Source organism: Pseudoalteromonas sp. NEC-BIFX-2020_015 (genome assembly GCF_012952265.1).
In the GTDB taxonomy this organism is placed as follows: Bacteria; Pseudomonadota; Gammaproteobacteria; order Enterobacterales; family Alteromonadaceae; genus Pseudoalteromonas; species Pseudoalteromonas neustonica.
The window spans coordinates 83,396-104,005 of sequence record NZ_JABCJL010000018.1 but is presented as its reverse complement, the minus strand read 5'-3'; the positions used below and the strand labels follow the sequence as shown (position 1 = coordinate 104,005).

At 40.0% G+C, this 20,610-nt stretch carries 13 protein-coding genes, 1 tRNA gene and 2 pseudogenes; 4 read left to right on the top strand and 12 right to left on the bottom strand.

Annotated elements, in window-relative coordinates; translation table 11 throughout:
- The first annotated feature begins 38 nt into the window (after window positions 1-38).
- Together HH219_RS14185 and HH219_RS14180 are read left to right on the top strand one after the other, a co-directional pair.
- A tRNA-Glu gene (locus tag HH219_RS14185) sits at window positions 39-114 on the top strand.
- A 686-nt stretch (window positions 115-800) separates the two neighbouring features.
- A complete protein-coding gene (locus HH219_RS14180) occupies window positions 801-3,668 on the top strand; it encodes a pitrilysin family protein (protein WP_169327839.1) in 2,868 nt (955 codons plus the stop codon).
- Between the two features lie 259 nt (window positions 3,669-3,927).
- Here the strand turns inward: HH219_RS14180 and HH219_RS14175 are convergent, their stop codons facing one another.
- The 5 genes and pseudogenes from HH219_RS14175 to HH219_RS22060 form a co-directional block, all read right to left on the bottom strand.
- Entirely contained in the window at window positions 3,928-5,142 is a 1,215-nt protein-coding gene (locus HH219_RS14175) for a DUF642 domain-containing protein (RefSeq protein WP_169327838.1), read from the bottom strand.
- Window positions 5,143-5,582: 440 nt separating this feature from the next.
- On the bottom strand, window positions 5,583-5,981 hold the full coding sequence (gloA, locus tag HH219_RS14170) for a lactoylglutathione lyase (protein ID WP_169327837.1): 399 nt from the start codon (window positions 5,979-5,981) through the stop codon (window positions 5,583-5,585).
- A 53-nt stretch (window positions 5,982-6,034) separates the two neighbouring features.
- Window positions 6,035-7,084 carry a serine hydrolase domain-containing protein gene (locus HH219_RS14165; RefSeq protein ID WP_169327836.1) on the bottom strand — a complete coding sequence of 350 codons (1,050 nt, stop codon included), beginning with the start codon at window positions 7,082-7,084 and terminating at the stop codon, window positions 6,035-6,037.
- 516 nt (window positions 7,085-7,600) lie between these two features.
- A complete protein-coding gene (locus HH219_RS14160) occupies window positions 7,601-9,511 on the bottom strand; it encodes an aminotransferase class V-fold PLP-dependent enzyme (RefSeq protein ID WP_054206916.1) in 1,911 nt (636 codons plus the stop codon).
- Between the two features lie 170 nt (window positions 9,512-9,681).
- Window positions 9,682-9,807, bottom strand: a pseudogene (locus HH219_RS22060) (endonuclease III); the annotation flags it as partial.
- Window positions 9,808-10,261: 454 nt separating this feature from the next.
- Here HH219_RS22060 and HH219_RS14155 point away from each other — a divergent pair.
- Entirely contained in the window at window positions 10,262-11,158 is an 897-nt protein-coding gene (locus tag HH219_RS14155; protein ID WP_169327835.1) for a MipA/OmpV family protein, read from the top strand.
- A gap of 486 nt (window positions 11,159-11,644) precedes the next feature.
- Here HH219_RS14155 and HH219_RS14150 read toward each other — a convergent pair whose 3' ends face one another.
- Window positions 11,645-13,123, bottom strand: coding sequence for a hypothetical protein (locus HH219_RS14150; protein ID WP_169327834.1), 1,479 nt, complete (start codon window positions 13,121-13,123; stop codon window positions 11,645-11,647).
- Window positions 13,124-13,456: 333 nt separating this feature from the next.
- Here HH219_RS14150 and HH219_RS14145 point away from each other — a divergent pair.
- Window positions 13,457-13,859: pseudogene (locus HH219_RS14145) on the top strand (Mobile element protein); the annotation flags it as partial.
- A gap of 75 nt (window positions 13,860-13,934) precedes the next feature.
- Here HH219_RS14145 and HH219_RS14140 read toward each other — a convergent pair.
- The 6 genes from HH219_RS14140 to rsxC form a co-directional block, all read right to left on the bottom strand.
- On the bottom strand, window positions 13,935-14,765 hold the full coding sequence (locus tag HH219_RS14140) for a DUF2971 domain-containing protein (RefSeq protein ID WP_169327833.1): 831 nt from the start codon (window positions 14,763-14,765) through the stop codon (window positions 13,935-13,937).
- Window positions 14,766-14,987: 222 nt separating this feature from the next.
- Window positions 14,988-15,620, bottom strand: a complete 633-nt coding sequence (nth, locus tag HH219_RS14135) for an endonuclease III (protein WP_169327832.1) — start codon at window positions 15,618-15,620, stop codon at window positions 14,988-14,990.
- Window positions 15,621-15,656: 36 nt separating this feature from the next.
- Window positions 15,657-16,367 (bottom strand): electron transport complex subunit E, encoded by a 711-nt coding sequence (locus tag HH219_RS14130; RefSeq protein ID WP_054455005.1) that lies wholly within the window; start codon window positions 16,365-16,367, stop codon window positions 15,657-15,659.
- Entirely contained in the window at window positions 16,364-17,002 is a 639-nt protein-coding gene (gene rsxG / locus HH219_RS14125) for an electron transport complex subunit RsxG (RefSeq protein ID WP_169327831.1), read from the bottom strand. The genes HH219_RS14130 and rsxG overlap by 4 nt, the downstream gene beginning before the upstream one ends.
- On the bottom strand, window positions 16,999-18,057 hold the full coding sequence (gene rsxD, locus HH219_RS14120) for an electron transport complex subunit RsxD (RefSeq protein WP_054455009.1): 1,059 nt from the start codon (window positions 18,055-18,057) through the stop codon (window positions 16,999-17,001). The genes rsxG and rsxD overlap by 4 nt, the downstream gene beginning before the upstream one ends.
- Window positions 18,054-20,603 carry an electron transport complex subunit RsxC gene (gene rsxC, locus HH219_RS14115; RefSeq protein ID WP_169327830.1) on the bottom strand — a complete coding sequence of 850 codons (2,550 nt, stop codon included), beginning with the start codon at window positions 20,601-20,603 and terminating at the stop codon, window positions 18,054-18,056. The genes rsxD and rsxC overlap by 4 nt, the downstream gene beginning before the upstream one ends.
- Window positions 20,604-20,610 lie beyond the last annotated feature (7 nt).

Here is a 20,610-nt window from a genome sequence, read left to right as displayed (position 1 = left end):
AGTTTAACTATTCAGTTGTCCTAGTGACACATTTATGTGTCCCCATCGTCTAGAGGCCTAGGACACCGCCCTTTCACGGCGGTAACAGGGGTTCGAATCCCCTTGGGGACGCCACTTACTTATTTTAGTATGTATAAAGCAGTGTGACACCACACTCTCTATGCCCGACGTTAACAAGAGTACTAATCTCTTGCGGACGCCACTTGCTTTTTATATTTTTATATAAATGAACAGCAAGTCAAGTGTTATTAAGAACAACACCAATTAGCTATATATCCTATCTATATAATATTTTTAAACCAATACGCTTTAAAACCAATACGCTTTAAAACCATTCTATTTAATTCAAAAGTAAAATAAATTTAATCTCTTGAAAAATAATAAATAAACACCGATAAATAATACTAATTTAGATTTTACTTATCTATCAAACCCCTTATTGATGTATTAATTTAAATTTATTTTGTGTACTAGGGCGTGTTGACTTTTCGTGATTGATTTTGCAGCAGTATGCTTGGTATTTAGGCAAGGCAGCGCCTATGCAGTGTGGTTGTTCCCCATAAATAGGCGATAACGCAGGAGCAGTTATCGAGCCCGCTAGGTTACAAACCTCGCGCCGCGATTAAATCGTCCCTAGGTTGAACAAATTTCAATCCACAAAGGTCAACACGCCCTAGAGCAATCATGTTTTATTACAGTCACACTTAGTTACAAACTACGGCAGTTGTTCGTTTTCATTCACTTGTACCCAGCTTAATTAAATCATAAACTCCATGAGTTAATTAAAAATGGATAAAAAAATGAAACTCACAAAAATTGCTCTAGCCGTTTTACTCACTACAGGCCTGGCTGCTTGTAATAGCACAGATACAACAGATAAAAATACACAAGCCGCAGCGAGTGTACTCCCAGGTATTACACTTATAGAATCAGTTACAGCAAATGCAGCTGAGATTAATATCCCATATAAAAAATACCAACTAGCCAATGGCCTGACGGTGATTGTTCATGAAGATCATTCAGATCCTTTAGTTCATGTGGATGTGACGTATCATGTTGGTTCAGCCCGTGAAGAGCTTGGTAAATCAGGTTTTGCCCATTTTTTTGAGCATATGATGTTTCAAGGCTCTGAAAATGTAGCGGATGAAGAGCATTTTAAAATTATCACTGAAGCCGGTGGTACGCTAAATGGTACGACTAACTCAGATCGCACTAACTATTTTGAAACAGTACCGGTAAATCAGTTAGAAAAAATGTTGTGGTTAGAAGCTGACCGTATGGGTTTTTTACTTGATGCTGTAACGCAAGAAAAGTTTGAAGTACAACGAGAAACAGTTAAAAATGAACGTGGCCAACGTGTAGATAATCGCCCGTATGGTCGTTTAAATGAACGCGTGTCACAAGCTCTTTACCCAGACGGTCACCCATATTCTTGGCCGGTAATTGGTTTTATGGACGATTTAAATCGCGTCAATGTTAACGATCTCAAAGCATTCTTTTTACGTTGGTATGGTCCAAATAACGCAACTATTACAATTGGTGGTAATATCAGCGCGGAAGAAGTATTACCGTTAGTTAGCAAATATTTTGCACCGATCCCGCGTGGACCAGAGGTTGATAATGCAGAAAAACGAGCGGTAACTCTTGATGCTGATCGTTATATTTCAATGGAAGATAAGGTTCACTTACCATTGTTGAGTATTAATTATCCAACAGCCTATGCACGTCACGAAGATGAAGCACCACTTGATATACTCGCTGAGATTATTGGTGGCGGTAATAATTCAATCTTATATAAAAACTTAGTAAAAACCCAACTTGCAGTACAGGCGGGCGTTAGCCACCCATGTCGTGAGCTTGCATGTTCATTAAGTATCTATGCTTTACCAAATCCAGCATCAGGAAAAACACTGGCTGATATGGAAAAAATTGTTCGTGATTCATTTACTGAGTTTGAACAACGCGGTGTAACGCAAGATGACTTAGATAAAGTGAAAGCAAAAATAGAATCGGGTGCAATTTTTGGATTGCAAAGCGTCTCAGGTAAAGTCTCTCAGCTTGCAGCATTTGAAACCTTCACGGGTAACCCTAATTACATTAAAGATGACATCGCTCGCTATAATAGCGTTACAAAAGCGGATGTAATGCGTGTATTTAATGAATATGTTAAAGACAAATTTGCAGTGATCATGAGTGTAGTGCCTGAAGGGCAACCTCAGTTAATTGCAGCTAAAGATAATTTCACTCCAATCTCTCATGATTTCGGTGGTCCATCATCAACAAGTGCAGACGACTTAGTTGCTCGTAAGGCAGTTGATACATTTGATAGAAGTAAACAACCAACGGCAGGTAAAAACCCAGCTGTGGATGTACCTACATTATGGCAAACCACGACCAACAATGGGATTGCGGTATTAGGAACTCAAAGTACTGAAACGCCAACGACTTCTTTACTTATTAAAGTGCCTGGTGGCCAATATAACGAGCAAGCTAAAAAAGTGGGACTTGCTTCTGTGACCGCCGCATTGTTAAGTGAATCAACACAAAATTATACAACAGAGGAAATGAGTAACGCGCTTGAAAAACTTGGAAGCAGCATTCGTATCTCTGCAAATAGCACGCACACAAATATATTTGTTTCAAGCTTAACAAAAAACCTTGATGCGACTTTAGCTTTGGTTGAAGAGAAGTTATTTAATCCAGCTTTTAGTGAAGATGATTTTAATCGTAACAAACAACAAAGCATCCAGAACATTCAACATGCAATGAAAGATGCAGGTTATTTAGCAAGTAACGCGTACAGTAAATTGCTTTATGGCAATAGCATTGCAGCATTGCCAAATGGTGGCACGTTAGAAAGTTTAGCCGCTATTAACCTTGATGATGTAAAAGGGTTTTATCAATCAAACTTTAAACCTCAGGGCAGTGAAGTAATCGTAGTATCTGATTTAGATCAATCTGCATTACAAGGCAAAATCAAAAATACGCTAGATAATTGGCAAGGCAAAGCGCCTGTATCTACAGCTAAGTTTGAAGAGCCAAAAATTGCAGGAAATGTAATCTACTTAGTAGATAAACCAGATGCACCTCAGTCTGAAATTCGCATTGGTAAGCGCGGTATGATTGAAGACATAACTGGTGAGTTCTTTAAATCTAACCTAATGAACTTTGCAATTGGTGGCAATTTTAATAGTCGTATAAACTTAAATTTACGCGAAGATAAAGGTTACACCTACGGTGCACGTACGCGTTTTTGGGGCGATGCAACATCAGGTGGTTTTACAGCATCTGCTGCAGTACGTGCAGACTCTACAGCAGCCTCTATTGTTGAATTTACTAATGAGCTAAATAATTATGCTCAAAATGGTATTACAGATGATGAGTTGAGCTTTATGCGTCAAGCGATCAATCAAAAAGATGCGCTTAAATATGAAACACCTAATGCTAAGCTAGGTTTCCTTGCTCAGATATTGGAACATGATTTACAGCCAAGCTTTGTTAAAGACCGTAATGAGATCGTAAGCACAATAAGCAAAGACGAAATTAACGCGTTGGCTGCAAAGCATTTAAATACCAAAGAGATGGTTTACTTAGTAGTAGGCGATGCTAAGACACTTAAACCTCAGCTAGAAAAACTGGGTATGAAAGTAGTTGATTATACTTTTTAAACTAAGTAGTCATTCGTATACCTAAACCACCTCAATATGCGAATTCTGCATCTTGAGGTGACTTGGGTACAGTAATAAAAAGGCAGCCTTTCGCTGCTTTTTTATTATCTCAATTTAAGTGACAAAAACTTATCCTAATCGCATTAAGATTAGAGGGATTACTACCGTATAAGGAGATTAGATCCAAATCGATTTACAGTAAGTAAGTAAGCAAAAAAAAGCCAGTCATAGACTGGCTTAGTGATGAAGAGGGCGTGTATTAGTTACAATAGTTACCATCAACAAATGTTAAGTCATTAACGTGTGAAGGGCCATCCATTACAAATGTTGCTACCGCTGTATTTTGGTCTAGTTTGAAGATGTTTGCATTTTCACCTTTTACACGACCAGATACATAGATAGTTCCGTCAGTGGCAATAGCAATACCGGATGCTTGTGCAACGCCATGCTCACCCACTAATGCAAGTTCCATAGCGCCTTCATCAAGGGTATACAACGCTTTACCCGTTAATACATACAATACGTTGTTATCAGCAGAGTAAGCGATATCACCATCAGCGAACGAATCACCAGGGAATGTTAATTTACCCAAAACTGTTTTATCACCCGTTTCGATATTAAAGTCATACATGTACGTTTTGCTCGTTGCACGTAAGTTCATGCCATCAGCGCTCATTGCAGAGCGGTAGATAGGGTATGACGTAGCAGATGCAACAAGTGCTTGTTCGTTAGTGGCAAGGTCAAGTGACAGGATTTGTGACGCTTTAGTCGACTTATCTAACTGCTCCATGAAGTACAACACGCCATCATGTGATGCAATGTTTGATGCTGTATTAGATAAACCGGCAACAGTAGAGTACGTGTTATCTTGTGTATCGAAATGGTAAACAAACCCGTCTTCGTTAGAGCCAAAGTTATTAATACCGTATAAGCCTGATGCGCATGTTGCAGTTACTTTTACATCATCAATAAATGCACCCAGCTTATCAGAATCACCCGCACCTACAAATTTCAGCTCAGTTGCTGTTGAACTTGCTTTTACAGTGTACGTGAATTTTTTCCAGCCTTTCGTTGTTGCATTTAGAGTGTCAAGTAACTGGCCATCCCAATAAACTTCAGCTTCATTTGTTGTTTCGTTACCGTTTATACGTGCTGAGTAATAAAAGCTTACTTCATAGCTGTGGTTTTCTTCAGTAACAAGTGTTTGAAATGCACTGTAGTTAGCCGTTGAGTCAAGCTCGATGTATTTAGTACCATGTTGGGCTGCAACAATGTTAAGTGCATTTGTTTGGATTTCAAATTTAGCGTTAGCTGAGCGCTGCCATCCAGAAAGATCATCTAACAAGCTCCAAGAGCCAGAGAAGTCTGCAGTGTCTTCGAAAGAACCGTTTGCAACTAGATTAGGGCCGGCCATTGTCAATGTTGACGCAAGTAATAAAGGTAGAGCTGCAAACTTAAAGGTTGGTTTTTTCATGGTATTTCTCCTGCCAGACTAATAAATCTGATTTTGTTAACAATTTAATTACTTAATATAGTACTATTGTGCTGTATCTTTAAGTGTTGGTCAAATGTTAAACATGGTTGTTTTCGCAATAATAAGGGTTTATTTTATTTTTTGACTAAACACTCTATCTGAAACAGTAGGTTAGAGAGGGCAAAAAATATAAAAAGAATAGTGTGTTTTTATAGGCAATTAAGCAAGGGAGAATAACGAGTGAGCCATTAGGATGGGCTGTTTAATATACACTGGTTATTAGTAACTAAATAATGTTGAACTTTGCTTAACCTGTTGCGGGTAGGGTCGGTGTGAGAGTCGCTTGAGTTTGATGTTTTGTGCAATGCTTATATACGTTGTTAGTATAATTATACTAAGGCGAACAGGTAAAGGTACGTAAATATCTTTACCTGATTGAATCAAAGGGTCGTGTTATCTTTTGTTTGGATCAGCTCAATGGCGTAGCCATCAGGATCTTTTACAAAAGCAATTTCAGTCGTGCCACCTTTTACAGGGCCAGGCTCTCGGCTAACATTACCACCCGCGGCTTTTATATCTGCGCAGGCTTTATAAATGTCGTCAAACTCAATCGCGATATGACCATATGCATTGCCTAAGTCGTAGTTGTCTGTATCCCAGTTGTAGGTTAGCTCTAACACAGTGTTATCTTTTTCATCGCCATAGCCTACAAAGGCAAGCGTGTAACGGTATTCTTGGTTATCAGCACGACGTAATTCTTTCATGCCCAATACTTGAGTGTAAAACGCAATGGATTTGTCTAAATCAGCGACCCGTAACATGGTATGTAATAAACGCATTTAAGCATCCTTATTTTGTATTTAAATTATTTTAATAACATCAAATCCATAACTTATAGTTCAGAGCTCTGAATTCTTCGTGTTCTTAAAATATCAATAATTCGATTATAAATAATACCTGAGAGCATGACAGTATCATTACCATTAGTATTTATAAATTGCACAACAACAGTGTCGATATCTTTATGATAACGCGCAATGCTTGAATACCCTAAAACCCAGCCTGTATGCTCATATTCGTAAAGCGAAGCATATAATACTTGCTCTTCAAAGGTGAAAAATGTGCCGTTATTTAATGCAAGTATAAAGCGGCCCACATCGTTAGCAGTAGCAACATAGCCTTGATCAAGTGTTTTAAAATCATTCTTATAGCCAACATAATAGCCACTCATTAGCTGATCTGTATTTACGTCATTAATAGAAGCAAACGTATTCGTTAAGCCATTAGGAATTAATATTTCAGCTTTAATAAATAGATTGTGATCATAACCCAGCACATTAGACATGATCCTACGCAGTAGTAGGTAATTGGTATTTGAATAACCGTAATCAGTATCGGGGCTAAAATCAGCAGGAGTGTCTAGTATCAAGGCTAAGGGATCAGGGTATGAAACTGACCAATCATAGTTAGGTGTATCTGTGTAATTAGCTATACCACTGCGATGTTGTGCCATCATGCGCAGTGTGATTTTATCTGCGTTTTCTATTCGGCCATTTAACGAGGGTAGATAGTCAGCCAGGGTTTTATCCACATCAATAAGCCCAGCACCAGCCAATTTAGTTAATGCCGATGCGTCATACAGCTTACGAATGCTGCCAATTTTAAACAATGCGTGAGCGTAGGCAGCTATTTTTTTATCTCGATCATGCCAGCCTTGCACAAAATATTCAGGTTGTTGCCCTGATTTTTGAACATAGACAATAATGCCATCCATCCCTTGCTCAATAGCATCGATTGTTTGATCTTGAACGGTCGTGGGCAAAGGGGATAAATAATATAAAGCAAACTTCCAAGGGGCAAAAAAGTAGATGCTAGTGAGGGTAACAATCAGAGCAGTAATACGCATAAGTGTGAGCGTTTTTTTGTTCTTTAATGGCATCATTGTATTCCCGCTTCATTTATTATTTTAGTGTGTGGATGACGTTACTTAATGTACTAGACATAGCTTTATCAGCTATTGATGGCACGAACTTAGTAACAGCAATGCCTAGGGCGTGTTGACCTTTGTGGATTGAAATTTGTTCAATCTAGAGGCGATTTAATCGCGGCGCGAGGTTTGTAACCTAGCGGGCTCGATAACTGCTCCTGCGTTATTCTACTGGCTCACATCCATGTGAGAATAAGTAAAAACCGAGCAAAGCTTCCGCGTCCTGCTCACGCCCCTTACCTACATCCGTGTAGGTAACAAAGAGTTAATCGCCCCTAGGAGAACCCTTTGGGCAGCGCATGTTTGGCATTTATACTGCGTTATCGCCTATTTATGGGGAACAACCACACTGCATAGGCGCTGCCTTGCCTAAATACCAAACATACTGCTGCAAAATTAATCACGAAAGGTGAACACGCCCTAGCGACACTGCTGCACAGCTATAAGAGTTGTGATTGTTAAAGGGTATCTTTACTTCTTAACCTTGCCCTTAAGAACATAGATCTCGCCCTCAAAACTCCCCTGAATTGTCAACCCTTGTCCCGCCAGCTCCTTCAGATATTCTATATGATCTTCAGTGATATGCTGACCCGGAACCAACAGTGGAATGCCCGGTGGATAGGGCGTAACTAAGCCGGCACAAATACGGTTGTTGCTTTTGCTAATAGGCACAGATTCGCGCTCTCCATAGAAAGCATCGCTTGGAATACACGCCAAATCTATGGCGGGTAAACTCTCTGGTAAACGAGAGCGTCTCGTCGATGTTGACAGTTTTACCTTACCGCTGTCGAGCTTCTTTAGCGCATTGTACAGACGAATGATCTTTGAACGCGTGCCGCCAAGCGTGAGTAAAACCAAGATGGTGCTGTGAGTGTACTTCTCTATTTCTAGGCCAATTTCATCTAACAGAAATTTATGAATATCTTTTAATGAATAAGGTAATTCGCTAATGTCGATGAGAATTTTTAGTGGATCGTGGCCCATGTTATCGCCACTAAAGTGCGGAAATATTTCCATAAAGTCTTGCTTACCTAGCACTTTAATGTGGTTGAGCGAGGCCATCTGTTGTTTAAATTCTTCCACGTGGTTCAACAAGGCATTAAGCAATTTATAGCCTTCCATCTCCAATTGCTTTTGGCACACGTCAAGCGACGCTATCAGCTGATACTTTGGCGATGTGCTGGCGTAAATACTGTAAATTTCTCGAAAGAAATCGGCATCGAAATCAGGATCGTTTACATGAATATAAGACGCCTGAGAAAACGCCGATACCACTTTATGCGCTGAATGGGTGATATAGTCCGCCCCAGCATGAATAGCAGAATAATAACGTAAGCTAGGGTGAAAAAGAGAGTAAGCGAACCAGGCTTCATCGATAAACACTTTAATACCATGTTGATGGGCAAACTCTACCACTTGTTTTAAATCGCTCAGTAGGCCATCGTAGGTGCAACCAGTGAGAACCAGTAATTTAGCATCGGTGTTCTGTTCTATCGCTTGTTTAATGTCGGCCAACGACGGCGGCGCGAAGATGCCATATTTAGGGTTTAAAATGCTCGACAAATAAATAGGGAAACTGGCTGATTGCAAGATGCCATAATGCACAGATTTATGACAATTGCGGTCGATAATCACTTTATCGCCCTTGCGCAGCAGCGTCTGCAAGATGATTTTATTTGAGGTTGACGACCCGTTCGTCACGAAATAAGTATGCTTAACCTCAAATGTTGCCGCAGCGGACTCCTGAGCCCGACCAATGGTGTTTGTGCTATCTGACAATGAACCTAACGAGTCAACCGACACCGACAGGTCGCCAACGAATACATTGCGGCCATAAAACTGATAAAAATCTTTGATATAAGGGGAGTTTCTAAAACTAGAACCGCCACTATGTCCAGGTGTATGCCATGAGTCGTTAGATTCGCCAACATAACGGCGATACGCCGTCCAGAATGGGGTCTCTGCTCGGTCATCAAAGTCGTTGATCATATAACCTAAAATCGCTTCTGGATCAGAAATCACCTCATCTTTAAAGAAAAATGATTCGATCTCCCCCGACTCGTTGACTATCTCCAGTCCTTTAGTATCGTCACCGATAACATAAACCGGCAATTCAAGGCGGATCCCTTTTAACTGCTCGATAAAGCGGCTATACGTTCGTTCGCCAACTTTGTTGTGTACATCCCAACTGAGAACAACGGCCTGAATATCACCATCTTCCTCAACACATTCCAATGCTTGCTTAAGTTCAAGACGTTCAATTATATCAATATGAACATCACTTCGTTCAAAATTAGGGATCGTTTTCGACAGATTCGTAGAAAGCTCTTGCAAGGTGGCAGGGTCTTGCTCAATTAACAAGATACGAAGTAAAGGTAACATAGGCGTTTTCGCAATAGAATTTCATAATGCTCAACAGCATAACGAAAGGAATGAGACTTGTGAAATTAATACTTTTAAAATGTTTCATTAATTATGCTATTTCACTAACACGCCACGCAGGTGTAACGCCCATGGAGTATGAGCCAATGGTGCACATCAACTTTAAATTATTTATGTACAACTTTTTCAAGTTTTTGTTCAACCGCAGCAACATCTTTATCCATAGCAAGTTTTGTACGATTAAATAGACGGAAAATATGCGTATTTACGGCTTTAGTTAGCCAGCCATAGAATGATTAAGGTAGATATAAAAATATGTCTAATTGTACAAGGCTGGTTTGTGCCAGTAGCACACGGTCAATAATGTGATGTATGAAGTCTAGATTTAGCTTTATGTCACAATAAGAGCTTTATGCTGTAAGTCGTAAGCATTAAGTTTACTGAGTGTTAAATTAAGCGACGTAGGTTGGATTGAAGATAACGAAACTCAACGAAACAATATTCAACCAAATTAGCACCAGTATTTAGCATTATCGGTTGTTTTAAATCAGCTCAGATAAGCTGCTCAGTAATATGGTGTCTGAAGGCAAGGTTTGACCCCCTCGATTCTTTGAGATCATTTTTTCATTTAGTCTGTCTGACTTAAAGGTATAGGTAATTCACTTGTTATGCATTTGGCGTAATTATTCAATATGCCCAAGTAAAATGTATTTAGACTGCAGTGGTATTTCCTTATATCTAGAGAAACGAATGTCATATTTAAAATACTTATCTTATTCATTAGCACTATCTTTATTTTGTATTACTCACCTCACAGCCATTGCTCAAACGACAGAATCACCTGATCGCAGTTATACTGGCTTTGAAGATGTGGATGTGGCGCAACCAAAATGGGAGTATGGTTTAGCCACGGGTGTTATCGACACACCTAACTACCCTTCGTCATCGGAGCGAAACTTTACACCGCTAGCACTTCCTTATTTCATTTATCGTGGAGATACTTTTCGAATAGGAGAAGAAGGTGCAAGAGCTGTTGTAGTAGAAGAGCAGAAATTCGAACTTGATTTGTCCATAGATGGAGCCTTAGCTGCGGATGCTGACAATAACTCCCTTCGTGATGGTATGCCAGAGCTCGATTTTTTATTTGAAGTTGGACCGCAATTAATTTATCGGCTAAGAGATGTCAACTTTACAAAAGGGGGGAAAGGCAGATTGAATTTAAGATTGCAATTACGTAGCGTATTTTCAACCGATTTTGAGTCCATTGATAGCCGTGGTTATGTATTCGAACCGGAAATATCTTACCAACAACGAAACGTACTGTTTAACAATACTGCAATGGACGCCTCATTAAGCTTGATGTTTGCTTCTAACAAGTTACAAGATTATTTTTACGGTGTGTCTCCTGAATTTGTAACAATTGATAGGGCTGCTTTTGATGCATCTAGTGGTTATTTAGGCGCCGAACTATCTGCAGGAGTATCCTTTCCTATTTATGACAATATTAGGGGCTTTGCTGGAGGTAGTATCAATTTCCATCATGGCGCAGCAAATCAAAACAGTCCACTATTTGAAAAGGATGTTACCTACAGTGTTGGGGCCGGATTAGTTTGGCGTGTTGGTAAGAGTGTTCTGCTAGCCAAGTAGATAGGTTGACTTGATAAAGAAGCTAACACCTTTTGGCTTCATCTATCATATGAACATATTCGCTAGGATCAGTTGAACGTTCGAGGTGAGATTTTAAGCTAAAAGGTCACATATGAACATTATTTCTCCAAAAAATCGATAGACGAACACTATTCCTTAAACAACACTTAACTGCGATGAAAAGGATGTTACCTACAGTGTTGGGGTCGGATTAGTTTAGCGTGTTGGTAAGAGTGTTCTGCTAGCCAAGTAGATAGGTTGACTTGGTAAAGAAGCTAACACCTTTTGGCTTCATCTATCATATGAACATATTCCTTAAACAATACTTAACAGCGATTAAAACTTAAGATGGGTGTCATCTTAAATTCATCACTTAACAGCGATTAAAACTTAAGATGGGTGTCATCTTAAATTCATCACGCAACGACGCAGGACTTGTTCAACACCCAGGATAGGTGTCGGCTTCGCGACACCGATCCTTATTTGTTAGCATTTTTGGTTTAATACACTCGTCAATTCGTCAACAGAAACGTCTAAATAATCAGGTCGTCTCACATTTATATTTAACGAGTATATATGTTGATTGAACTCAAATTTTCTTGTTTGAGGCTCACTATCATTTTGCTTGGCTCTTTCAATTACTTGAGCAATATTCAAGCTAGACTCATTTAAAACAGAACATAAAAGCTCGAAAGATTCCAACGTTATGAAATATATATTCTCCATTGGGATTATTGCTCGTTTAGCAATATTCTCTTTTAAAATATCAATTTTATCGCCTGCTATCGATTCATAGAAAACCTTACCATTACTAAGAAAAAGTTCTTTGTAGGTTACTACCAACACATAATTTTTATCTTTAAACTTTGGTAGAGAGTCGCTCTGGAGTTCTAGTAAGTTGTTGTTGACCTCATATGCTTGTTTAATTGCTTTTAAGGCACTAGTTTTTACTTTACCTAATATCACACTTGGATTATCTGAAACTTTGCCTAAGTATGGTAATTCAACAGCTTTAGCATCAATGAAAACATTATAATCACTACCTGAAATTAAATAATCAACCAGATTTGATCTTTTAGGAAGTTGCTTTTTTAATGAGTGCTCAGAAATATAAGTTTCATTTGAATAGTTTAAGCCTTTAGTTAAGTGACTTTCAAAAATTTTACCGAAACTATCCATAAACCACTCTGGATTTTCAGATTTTAAACTATTGTATATAAAATTCTCTATGCACCGAATAAACACATAAACATTAACGCATATATACTTGTCGTTATGCTTAATAAATGGGTAGTTTAAAAATGATGTTTGCTCATAGTATTCAGCATAACTACCTTTTGATTCATTATCTTCTATGACTCTACTTCTTATTTTACGAAGGTCTATTGAAAGACAATTTAAAACTCGATCTAAGTCATTTTTTTCAATTCGATCAAAGATAGGTGAAAAATCATTTAGTCTAATGATTTGTCTATTGGCAACGAGAGCATGGATTGCAATACAGCATTGATGAAACAATACGCAATCAATACCAGTGTTTTCTTTAAACTTAACTCTTAACCTATGATTTTTTTCTAAAGCAGAAAACATCATATTGATTGATGCAAAATGAGTAACAGAAAACGAATGTTGATAAATAAATTGCTGATACGCCATATTTCTCATGAAATTGTGTACATGTGTACCATCACCAGGCATTCGTACTAAAGCACCTAAATCATGAGTTAGTTGTAATATTTTATTGAACTTTATACTTGTCAAATGTTCAATAATTGATGGATAGTCTCTATTTTCAATAAAGCTCCACTTAATCAGGAGCATAATTAACCACGGGTGCCTACGGATTCTATCTATATCATTTTCTTCAGGTACATTCATATATCGAACAAGGTTTTCTAATAAATCAATAGGATCGTGTTTTCTTAGTAGACTTTTAATTTTTTTAGACTTTCTTGCGTAACTCAATTCACAATTCCTCGATACCTAAAATTGTGGGTTATACTGTGTAGCGAAGCGGAACGTAACCCACTGTTTCAGTTGCGTTTAAGTAACTTGTGTACGCCCGATATGGGCATTGACTTATGAGGTGAAAGTCCTCTGTAGGAAGATCACCGTTTAAATAACACACTGTTATTAAACGATAGACACTCGCAAATGGCAAGGGCTAAATCGCGAGAGATAGTCTGGAGGAAGCCGCTAGCATTCTTTATGAAACAAAGATGACACCCACTCTAAAGTTTGTATTTTTTATATTTTGCACTAACTTTTAATTAGTGCGAAAAACAAACAAGGTGTCCTATGGCTATCGCAAGAAAGCGTCAAATAAGCTTGGTTGATACAAAATACTATCATTGTATTTCTCGCTGTGTACGCCGAGCATTTTTATGCGGTGAAGACCGCTTTACAGGGAAGTCTTATGAGTACCGCAGAGGGTGGGTTGAAGAGAAACTACTGAGTCTAGCCAAGGTATTTTGTATTGATATATGTGCTTATGCAGTAATGAGTAACCACACGCACTTAGTGCTCTATGTTGATGATAAAAAAGCAAAGAGGCTGAATGATAAAGCCATTATTATCCGCTGGCATAAACTCTGTAAGGGCACTTTGCTTACTCAAAAATATATGCAAGGTGAAAAGCTAAGTAAAACAGAGCGCATATTTTTTTAATCAAACAGTGAACCAATACCGTGAGCGCTTAGCACAGTAAAAAAGGACAGGCACACATTTTTTGATGGGTGGTGTGGGGGCTGGAGGTTAGAGACCTCCGGCTACCCGATTATATTTTTTTTGCGACAATTTTGTACGATGCTTTATCTATTTCTGTAAGGTATATTTTAGTATTTGGAAAATATTGGCGAATAATGGCTATAAGTACCTTTCGCTTATTTATTGGCATTTTAAAGCCAATATATACGTTATCAAGAGCATCAGGAGAATAATGGTGCAAACCCCGTGTACCACTTATAAAACGTAACTCACCTTCATACTTCCATTGTTCATGCTTAAATTGCATAGCACTAAAATATTGTTCGTTTACAAAAGGAACATAATCGACTGGATTAACTACATGTGATTCAGTTACATAATCAACTTTACAGTATCCAATTTTGCTATCGGGATTTAATTCTTTAGTTGAATTGAGAAAGTTTGACGCAGAAAACTGTAAACAGAAACCAGTAAAACCCACGCCATAGTGTGACCACATTAGAATATTTTCACTATGTGGCACATCGTCTGGTAAATCTAAAGAAGTTGAAAATATATTCAGAGAGTTTAACAAATCCGAATGTTCATTCTTAACGTGTTCGATAGCCAATTCAAATTTTTCACAAAACCCTTTAGGATCTTGCTGATAGGTTTTATTAGCTAATTCTAAAGCTTCTGCCTCAGAAATATTCAACACCTTTTTCCTATCGATTGCAGCGGCGTTTATGTATTGAACAATTTTATCACATTCTTCTTTAGGGACTTCGTATCGGACCGATACTTCAAATGGATCATTCAAAGAATCTAAATCGGAAAACCAGACCGTTTGATCAGCTAAAGCTGATAGTGAATTTTCATTGAATGAAGCAAATTTATACAACCTATCTGTTGGAAACACCATACTTACCTCAAAAAATATAACACTTTATCAGAGGACACTTTCCCTATTTTAGAGAGAAAACATCCTTATTTTATGTACTTCTATTAATAGCAAATAGTGTAACTTATTGCCAACTATAAATATTATGCTTACTGTAGCTTATATTAACATGTACAAAAGAGGAAAGTATCCTCTTATTATGACTAAGTTAATGACCTCTGATCGCTCAAAGCAGTCACTAATTTACTCTGTTTTATCTTTAAACTCACACAAGTCTTCAATAATACAGCTGCCACATTTAGGCTTACGCGCTACACAGGTATAACGTCCGTGCAGTATGAGCCAATGGTGCACGTCTACTTTAAATTCTTTTGGGACTACCTTTTCAAGCTTTTGCTCAACGGCTACTACATCTTTACCCATGGCGAGTTTAGTACGGTTTGAAACACGAAAAATATGTGTGTCTACCGCTATTACGGGCCAGCCGAAGGCGGTGTTGAGCACTACATTCGCAGTTTTACGGCCAACGCCGGGTAGGGCTTCTAGGGCTTCGCGATTTTCAGGCACAATACTATTATGTTGATTGACGAGAATTTCACACATTTTATAAACGTTGGCGGCTTTTGAATTAAATAAACCGATAGTTTTAATGTAATCACGCAGTGTATCGTGACCTAAATCTAAAATAGCTTGTGGTGTATTGGCCACCGGAAACAGCTTACGTGTGGCTTTATTTACGCCCACATCGGTTGCTTGCGCTGATAGCGTTACTGCAACAAGTAGCTCAAACGGGCTTGAATATTCAAGCTCGGTTTCTGGATGTGGGTTATCGTCGCGCAGGCGCGTGAGTATTTGGTGACGTTTTTCTTTATTCATGCAACTTAAACGCATTATAAAATAATGCGCTTCCCCTTAAGTTAAACTGGTGACCCTTGCTCGCGGCCCTTTTTCTGGCTCTGGTGGAGCAACTTGCTTTGATTTTATTTGTGCGTCAATCACATTTTTAGCGGCGATCAGTAAACCTAAGCCTAAAAATGCGCCGGGTGGTAAAATAGCTAACAAAAATTGGTTATCAAAACTAAAAATTTCAATACGTAAAACGGATGCCCATGGGCCAAGTAATAAATCAGCACCATCAAATAGAGTGCCTTGGCCGATTAATTCACGCATGGCGCCTAAAACAACTAGCACAACCATAAACCCTAAGCCCATCATTAGGCCGTCAAACGCTGATAAATGCACAGGATTTTTAGAGGCATACGCTTCAGCGCGGCCAATAATGGCGCAGTTAGTGACAATCAATGGGATGAAGATCCCCAATGACTGATACAAACCAAATGTGTATGCGTTCATTAATAATTGAATAATCGTTACAAATGCAGCAATGATCATCACAAAAACAGGGATACGAATATCTTTTGGTACCCAATTTCTCACGGCTGAAATAGTAACGTTTGAGCCCACAAGTACCAGTAATGTGGCTAAGCCAAGCCCTAGCGCATTGGTAATTGTGGAGGTGACTGCCAGTAATGGGCATAAACCGAGAAGTTGAACGAGAGCAGGGTTGTTTTTCCACATGCCTTCGTTGATTAGTTCTTTTAACGGGTTATTTGTTTGACTCATAGTTGACCTGCCAAGCATGCGTTTTCTGCCGCAAAAACGTCATCAAAGTGTTGTTGAGCGAATAGCACTGCGTCTTTCACTGAACCTACAACGGCGCGAGGGGTGATGGTAGCGCCTGTAAACTGGTCGAAGTTACCACCGTCTTTTTTTACGGCCCAACGGTTATCGTCTGTGCTTAACACTGTTTGGTCTTTGAAAACGGTGATCCACGGTGATTTTCTAAGTTCTATTTTATCCCCTAAACCGGGCGTTTCTTCATGCTTTGTTACACGCACGCCTGCGATTTCACCATTGGCAAATACCGCGGTTAATAAATGTATATTTCCGCTATAGCCCTTAGGCGTAACGTGGCGCATAACGAGTGCAATGTTTTGGCCATTTTTACGCGCGCGATACACGGTTTGCGAGTCACGTGCGCTGAGTAAATCATTCTCGATTAGTGCACAATCTTCGTAGAGGGCATTATCATATAAGTGGGCATCAAGCACTTCTTGCAGTTGTGAAGAGAGCTGTTTGCGCTCTTGCTCTGCAATGCTGTCTTTGGTTAAGCTAAAAATAGTGGCGACTGCACCTGTGGTTAACAGTGCAAACAAGGCTAAAATGGCGCCATTTTTTCCCATCGACGATAAAATCATTTATTTACCCCGTGTCCGTAAGTGCGTGGTTGGGTGTAGTAATCAATTAATGGTACCGCCATATTAAGCAGTAATACGGCAAACGCCATGGCATCAGGAAAACCACCAAAAGTACGAATTAAATACACCAATAAACCAATAAATGCGCCGTAAATTAAACGCCCGCGATTTGTTGTGGCGGCCGATACGGGATCAGTTGCAATAAAAAAAGCCCCCATCATTGTCGCGCCACTAAATAAATGAAATACCACTCCAGGCTCGGTGCCAGGGGATGCGATATAACCTATCGCACTGCATACGCTAAGCATGGCAATTATACCAACAGGAATATGCCAATTAATTATTTTTGCTTTAATTAGGTATAAACCACCGACTAAGAAACCAAGGTTAACCCATCCCCAACCAAGGCCTGTCCATTGGTTGAATAGTGGGTTTTGCATACTCTCTGACACGGTTAATCCGTGGGCTACGTCGGTTTTTATCGTATCAAGCGGTGTGGCCATTGTTACGCCATCAACGCCAACACGCATCTGATCTAGGCTGAAACCACTGCTCGTAAAACCATTAAAAATCAGTGCTAGCTGTTGGCTTAAGTCGATTGATTTACCAAGTAATTCGTTAACGGGGAGCCAGCTTGTCATTTGCACAGGGAAAGAGATAAGCAATAGCACATACGCAGCCATAGCGGGGTTAAATAAATTAAAACCAAGGCCACCATAAAGCTGTTTGACAATAACGATAGCGAAAAAGCAACCTATTACAATTACCCACCATGGGGCTAATGGCGGAATGCTTAGGGCTAACAACACGCCAGTTAACCATGCACTACCATCACTAAGTGCAGGCCAAATAGCGCGCTTGCGAATACGCATAATGATAGCTTCACACACACTGACGGTCACTAACGCTAAAATAAGTTGAATTAAGACACCAGTACCAAAAAAATACAGTTGGGCAATAAGTCCAGGAATGCAGGCTAAAATCACCGTGAGCATTAATCTGCTGAGTGATTTATGGCTGTGGCTATGGGGCGAGCTGGCCATAGTTAGCTTCATGACTTATCACTTCCTTCTTTTAGTAGTTTTTTTGCTTTAGCACGCGCAATGGCGGCAGCTACAGCGGCTTTTTTCTTCTCTTGAGCTGTTGTTAATTCAGGTTTTTCTTTTACGGGTGCTTGAGCTTCTATATTTTGCTCGAATGTTGCGGATGTTTCACTTGTCTCAGTTTGAGGATTTGCCTCATCAGCTTGCTCCTTCGCGGCTTTTTTAGCTTTAGCACGTGCAATGGCAGCAGCTATTGCCGCTTTTTTATCATCCACTGGTGTATTTTCTACTGTTTCTTCTTCTTCAGTATTTACCTTTTCTGATGCAGCGAGTTGCTCAGCTTTTTTAGCTTTAGCACGCGCAATGGCGGTAGCTATTGCGGCTTTCTTGTCATCAACGGGTGTGTTTTCTACTGTTGCTTCTTCAGTATTTACCTTTTCTGATGCAGCGAGTTGCTCAGCTTGCGCTGCTTTTTTAGCTTTAGCACGCGCAATGGCGGCGGCCACGGCCGCTTTCTTGTCATCCGCTGGTGTTTTTTCTACTGTCGTTTCTTCAGTATTATTATTCTCTGATGCAGCGAGTTGCTCTGCTTGCGCGGCTTTTTTAGCTTTAGCGCGCGCAATGGCGGCAGCTACAGCCGCTTTTTTATCATCAACAGGAGCATCCTCGGTGGTTGTTGATGCATCAGCTTGTGCGGCTTTTTTAGCTTTAGCGCGCGCAATGGCGGCAGCTACAGCCGCTTTTTTGTCATCAACAGGGGCATCCCCGGTAGTTGTTGATGCATCAGCTTGTGCGGCTTTTTTAGCTTTAGCGCGCGCAATGGCGGCAGCCACAGCAGACTTTTTGTCATCAACAGGGGCATCTGAATGTGTAGCCTCATTAGTATCAGCGGCTTTTTGTTCTTTATAAAGACGCGCTTGCTCTTTACGTGCGGCACGCTCTTTTGCTACTTCGCTATTATCAGGCTCTAGCTGATCGCCTTGTTTTTTTGCTTTAGCGCGAGCAATTGCAGCGGCAACAGCCGATTTTTCATCGTCTTTTGCGGGCTTATTACTTACGCGAGCTAACGCATCGGCTATCTTTTGTTTTTCATCGGCTGATTTTTCGGTGGCAGGTTTACGCTTATGACGGTTTTTTCGGGCTTCTTGTTCGCGTTCTAATCGGGCATTACGCAATTCAAAACGTACTTTTGCGCGTTCAGCTTTAATTTGCTCTTCTTGTTTTTCTTTAATTTCAGCTTTTGCAACGCGATAGTATTGAACAAGAGGGATCTCACTTGGGCAAACATAGGCGCATGCGCCACATTCAATACAGTCAAATAAGTTGTGCTCTTTTAACTTGTCGTACTCTTGAGATTTAGCAAACCACTGCAATTGTTGAGGCAATAAAGAGGCAGGGCAAGCATCTGCACATGCGCTGCAGCGAATGCAGGCTTTTTCAGGGCCGGGCTCTGCAAGTTCATTATGATCAGGGGCTAAAATACAGTTGGTCGTTTTGACTACACCAATACGCACGGTGGGTAATGTAAACCCCATCATTGGGCCACCCATTACAACACGTTGCTGTGGTACAGGTGAGAAACCTTGGCAGTCGAGTAAGTGTTTTATCTCTGTGCCCAAGAGTGCCCAGACATTGCCGGGCTTATGAATCGTATTACCTGTTACGGTGATCACGCGTTCTATAAGTGGCTTACCTTCATAAACGGCTTGATTAATCGCGAATAAAGTACCCACATTTTGTACGAGCACGCCAATATCAGCAGGGATCCCACCGCTAGGTACTTCTTTGTTTGTGAGCAACTTAATCAGCTGTTTTTCGCCGCCTGACGGATAAATAGTCGGCACAGTCTGAACGATGATGTTATCAGCGTGCTGTGCGGCTTTTTTCATCGCTGCAATTGCATCGGGTTTATTATCTTCGATGCCAACAATAGTAAGGGTTGGAGTGAGTAATTGCTGCATCACTTCAATTCCGTTAATGATCCCTTGTGCATGTTCTTGCATAAGTAGATCGTCAGCGGTTATATAAGGTTCACATTCAACAGCATTGACAACTAAATATTCAATGGCCTTTCTGCTATCGGCTTTGATGTAAGTAGGAAAACCAGCTCCCCCCATACCAGCAATACCACTTTGATGAATGATATCTATAAGTTGTTCATGCGATAATTTACTCGGATCGGAAGCTACATGCAGCTCACACCAGGTATCTTCGCCATCTGGTATTATAATTACACTGAGTTCTGGCAGTGCAGAAGGGTGCGCAGATGGGGCGTGGCAAATATCTTCTATCACGCCTGATGTAGGTGCATGAACAGGTACTGACCAATTAGCGATAGGTTGTGTAAGCGCTTGTCCTTTTAATACGCGTTGGCCTTTTTCAACTATAAGCTGTCCATTGGCACCAATATGTTGCTTAAGAGGCACAACAAGTTTATCAGGCAGGGGTAGGCGAGTAATAGGCTGTGTGCTAGACAGTGTTTTTTGCCCAGGTGGGTGGATCCCACCTGGAAATGGCCACACTTTACCTTTTTTTATTTGATTTAGTAATTGTTCCATGTGGCTT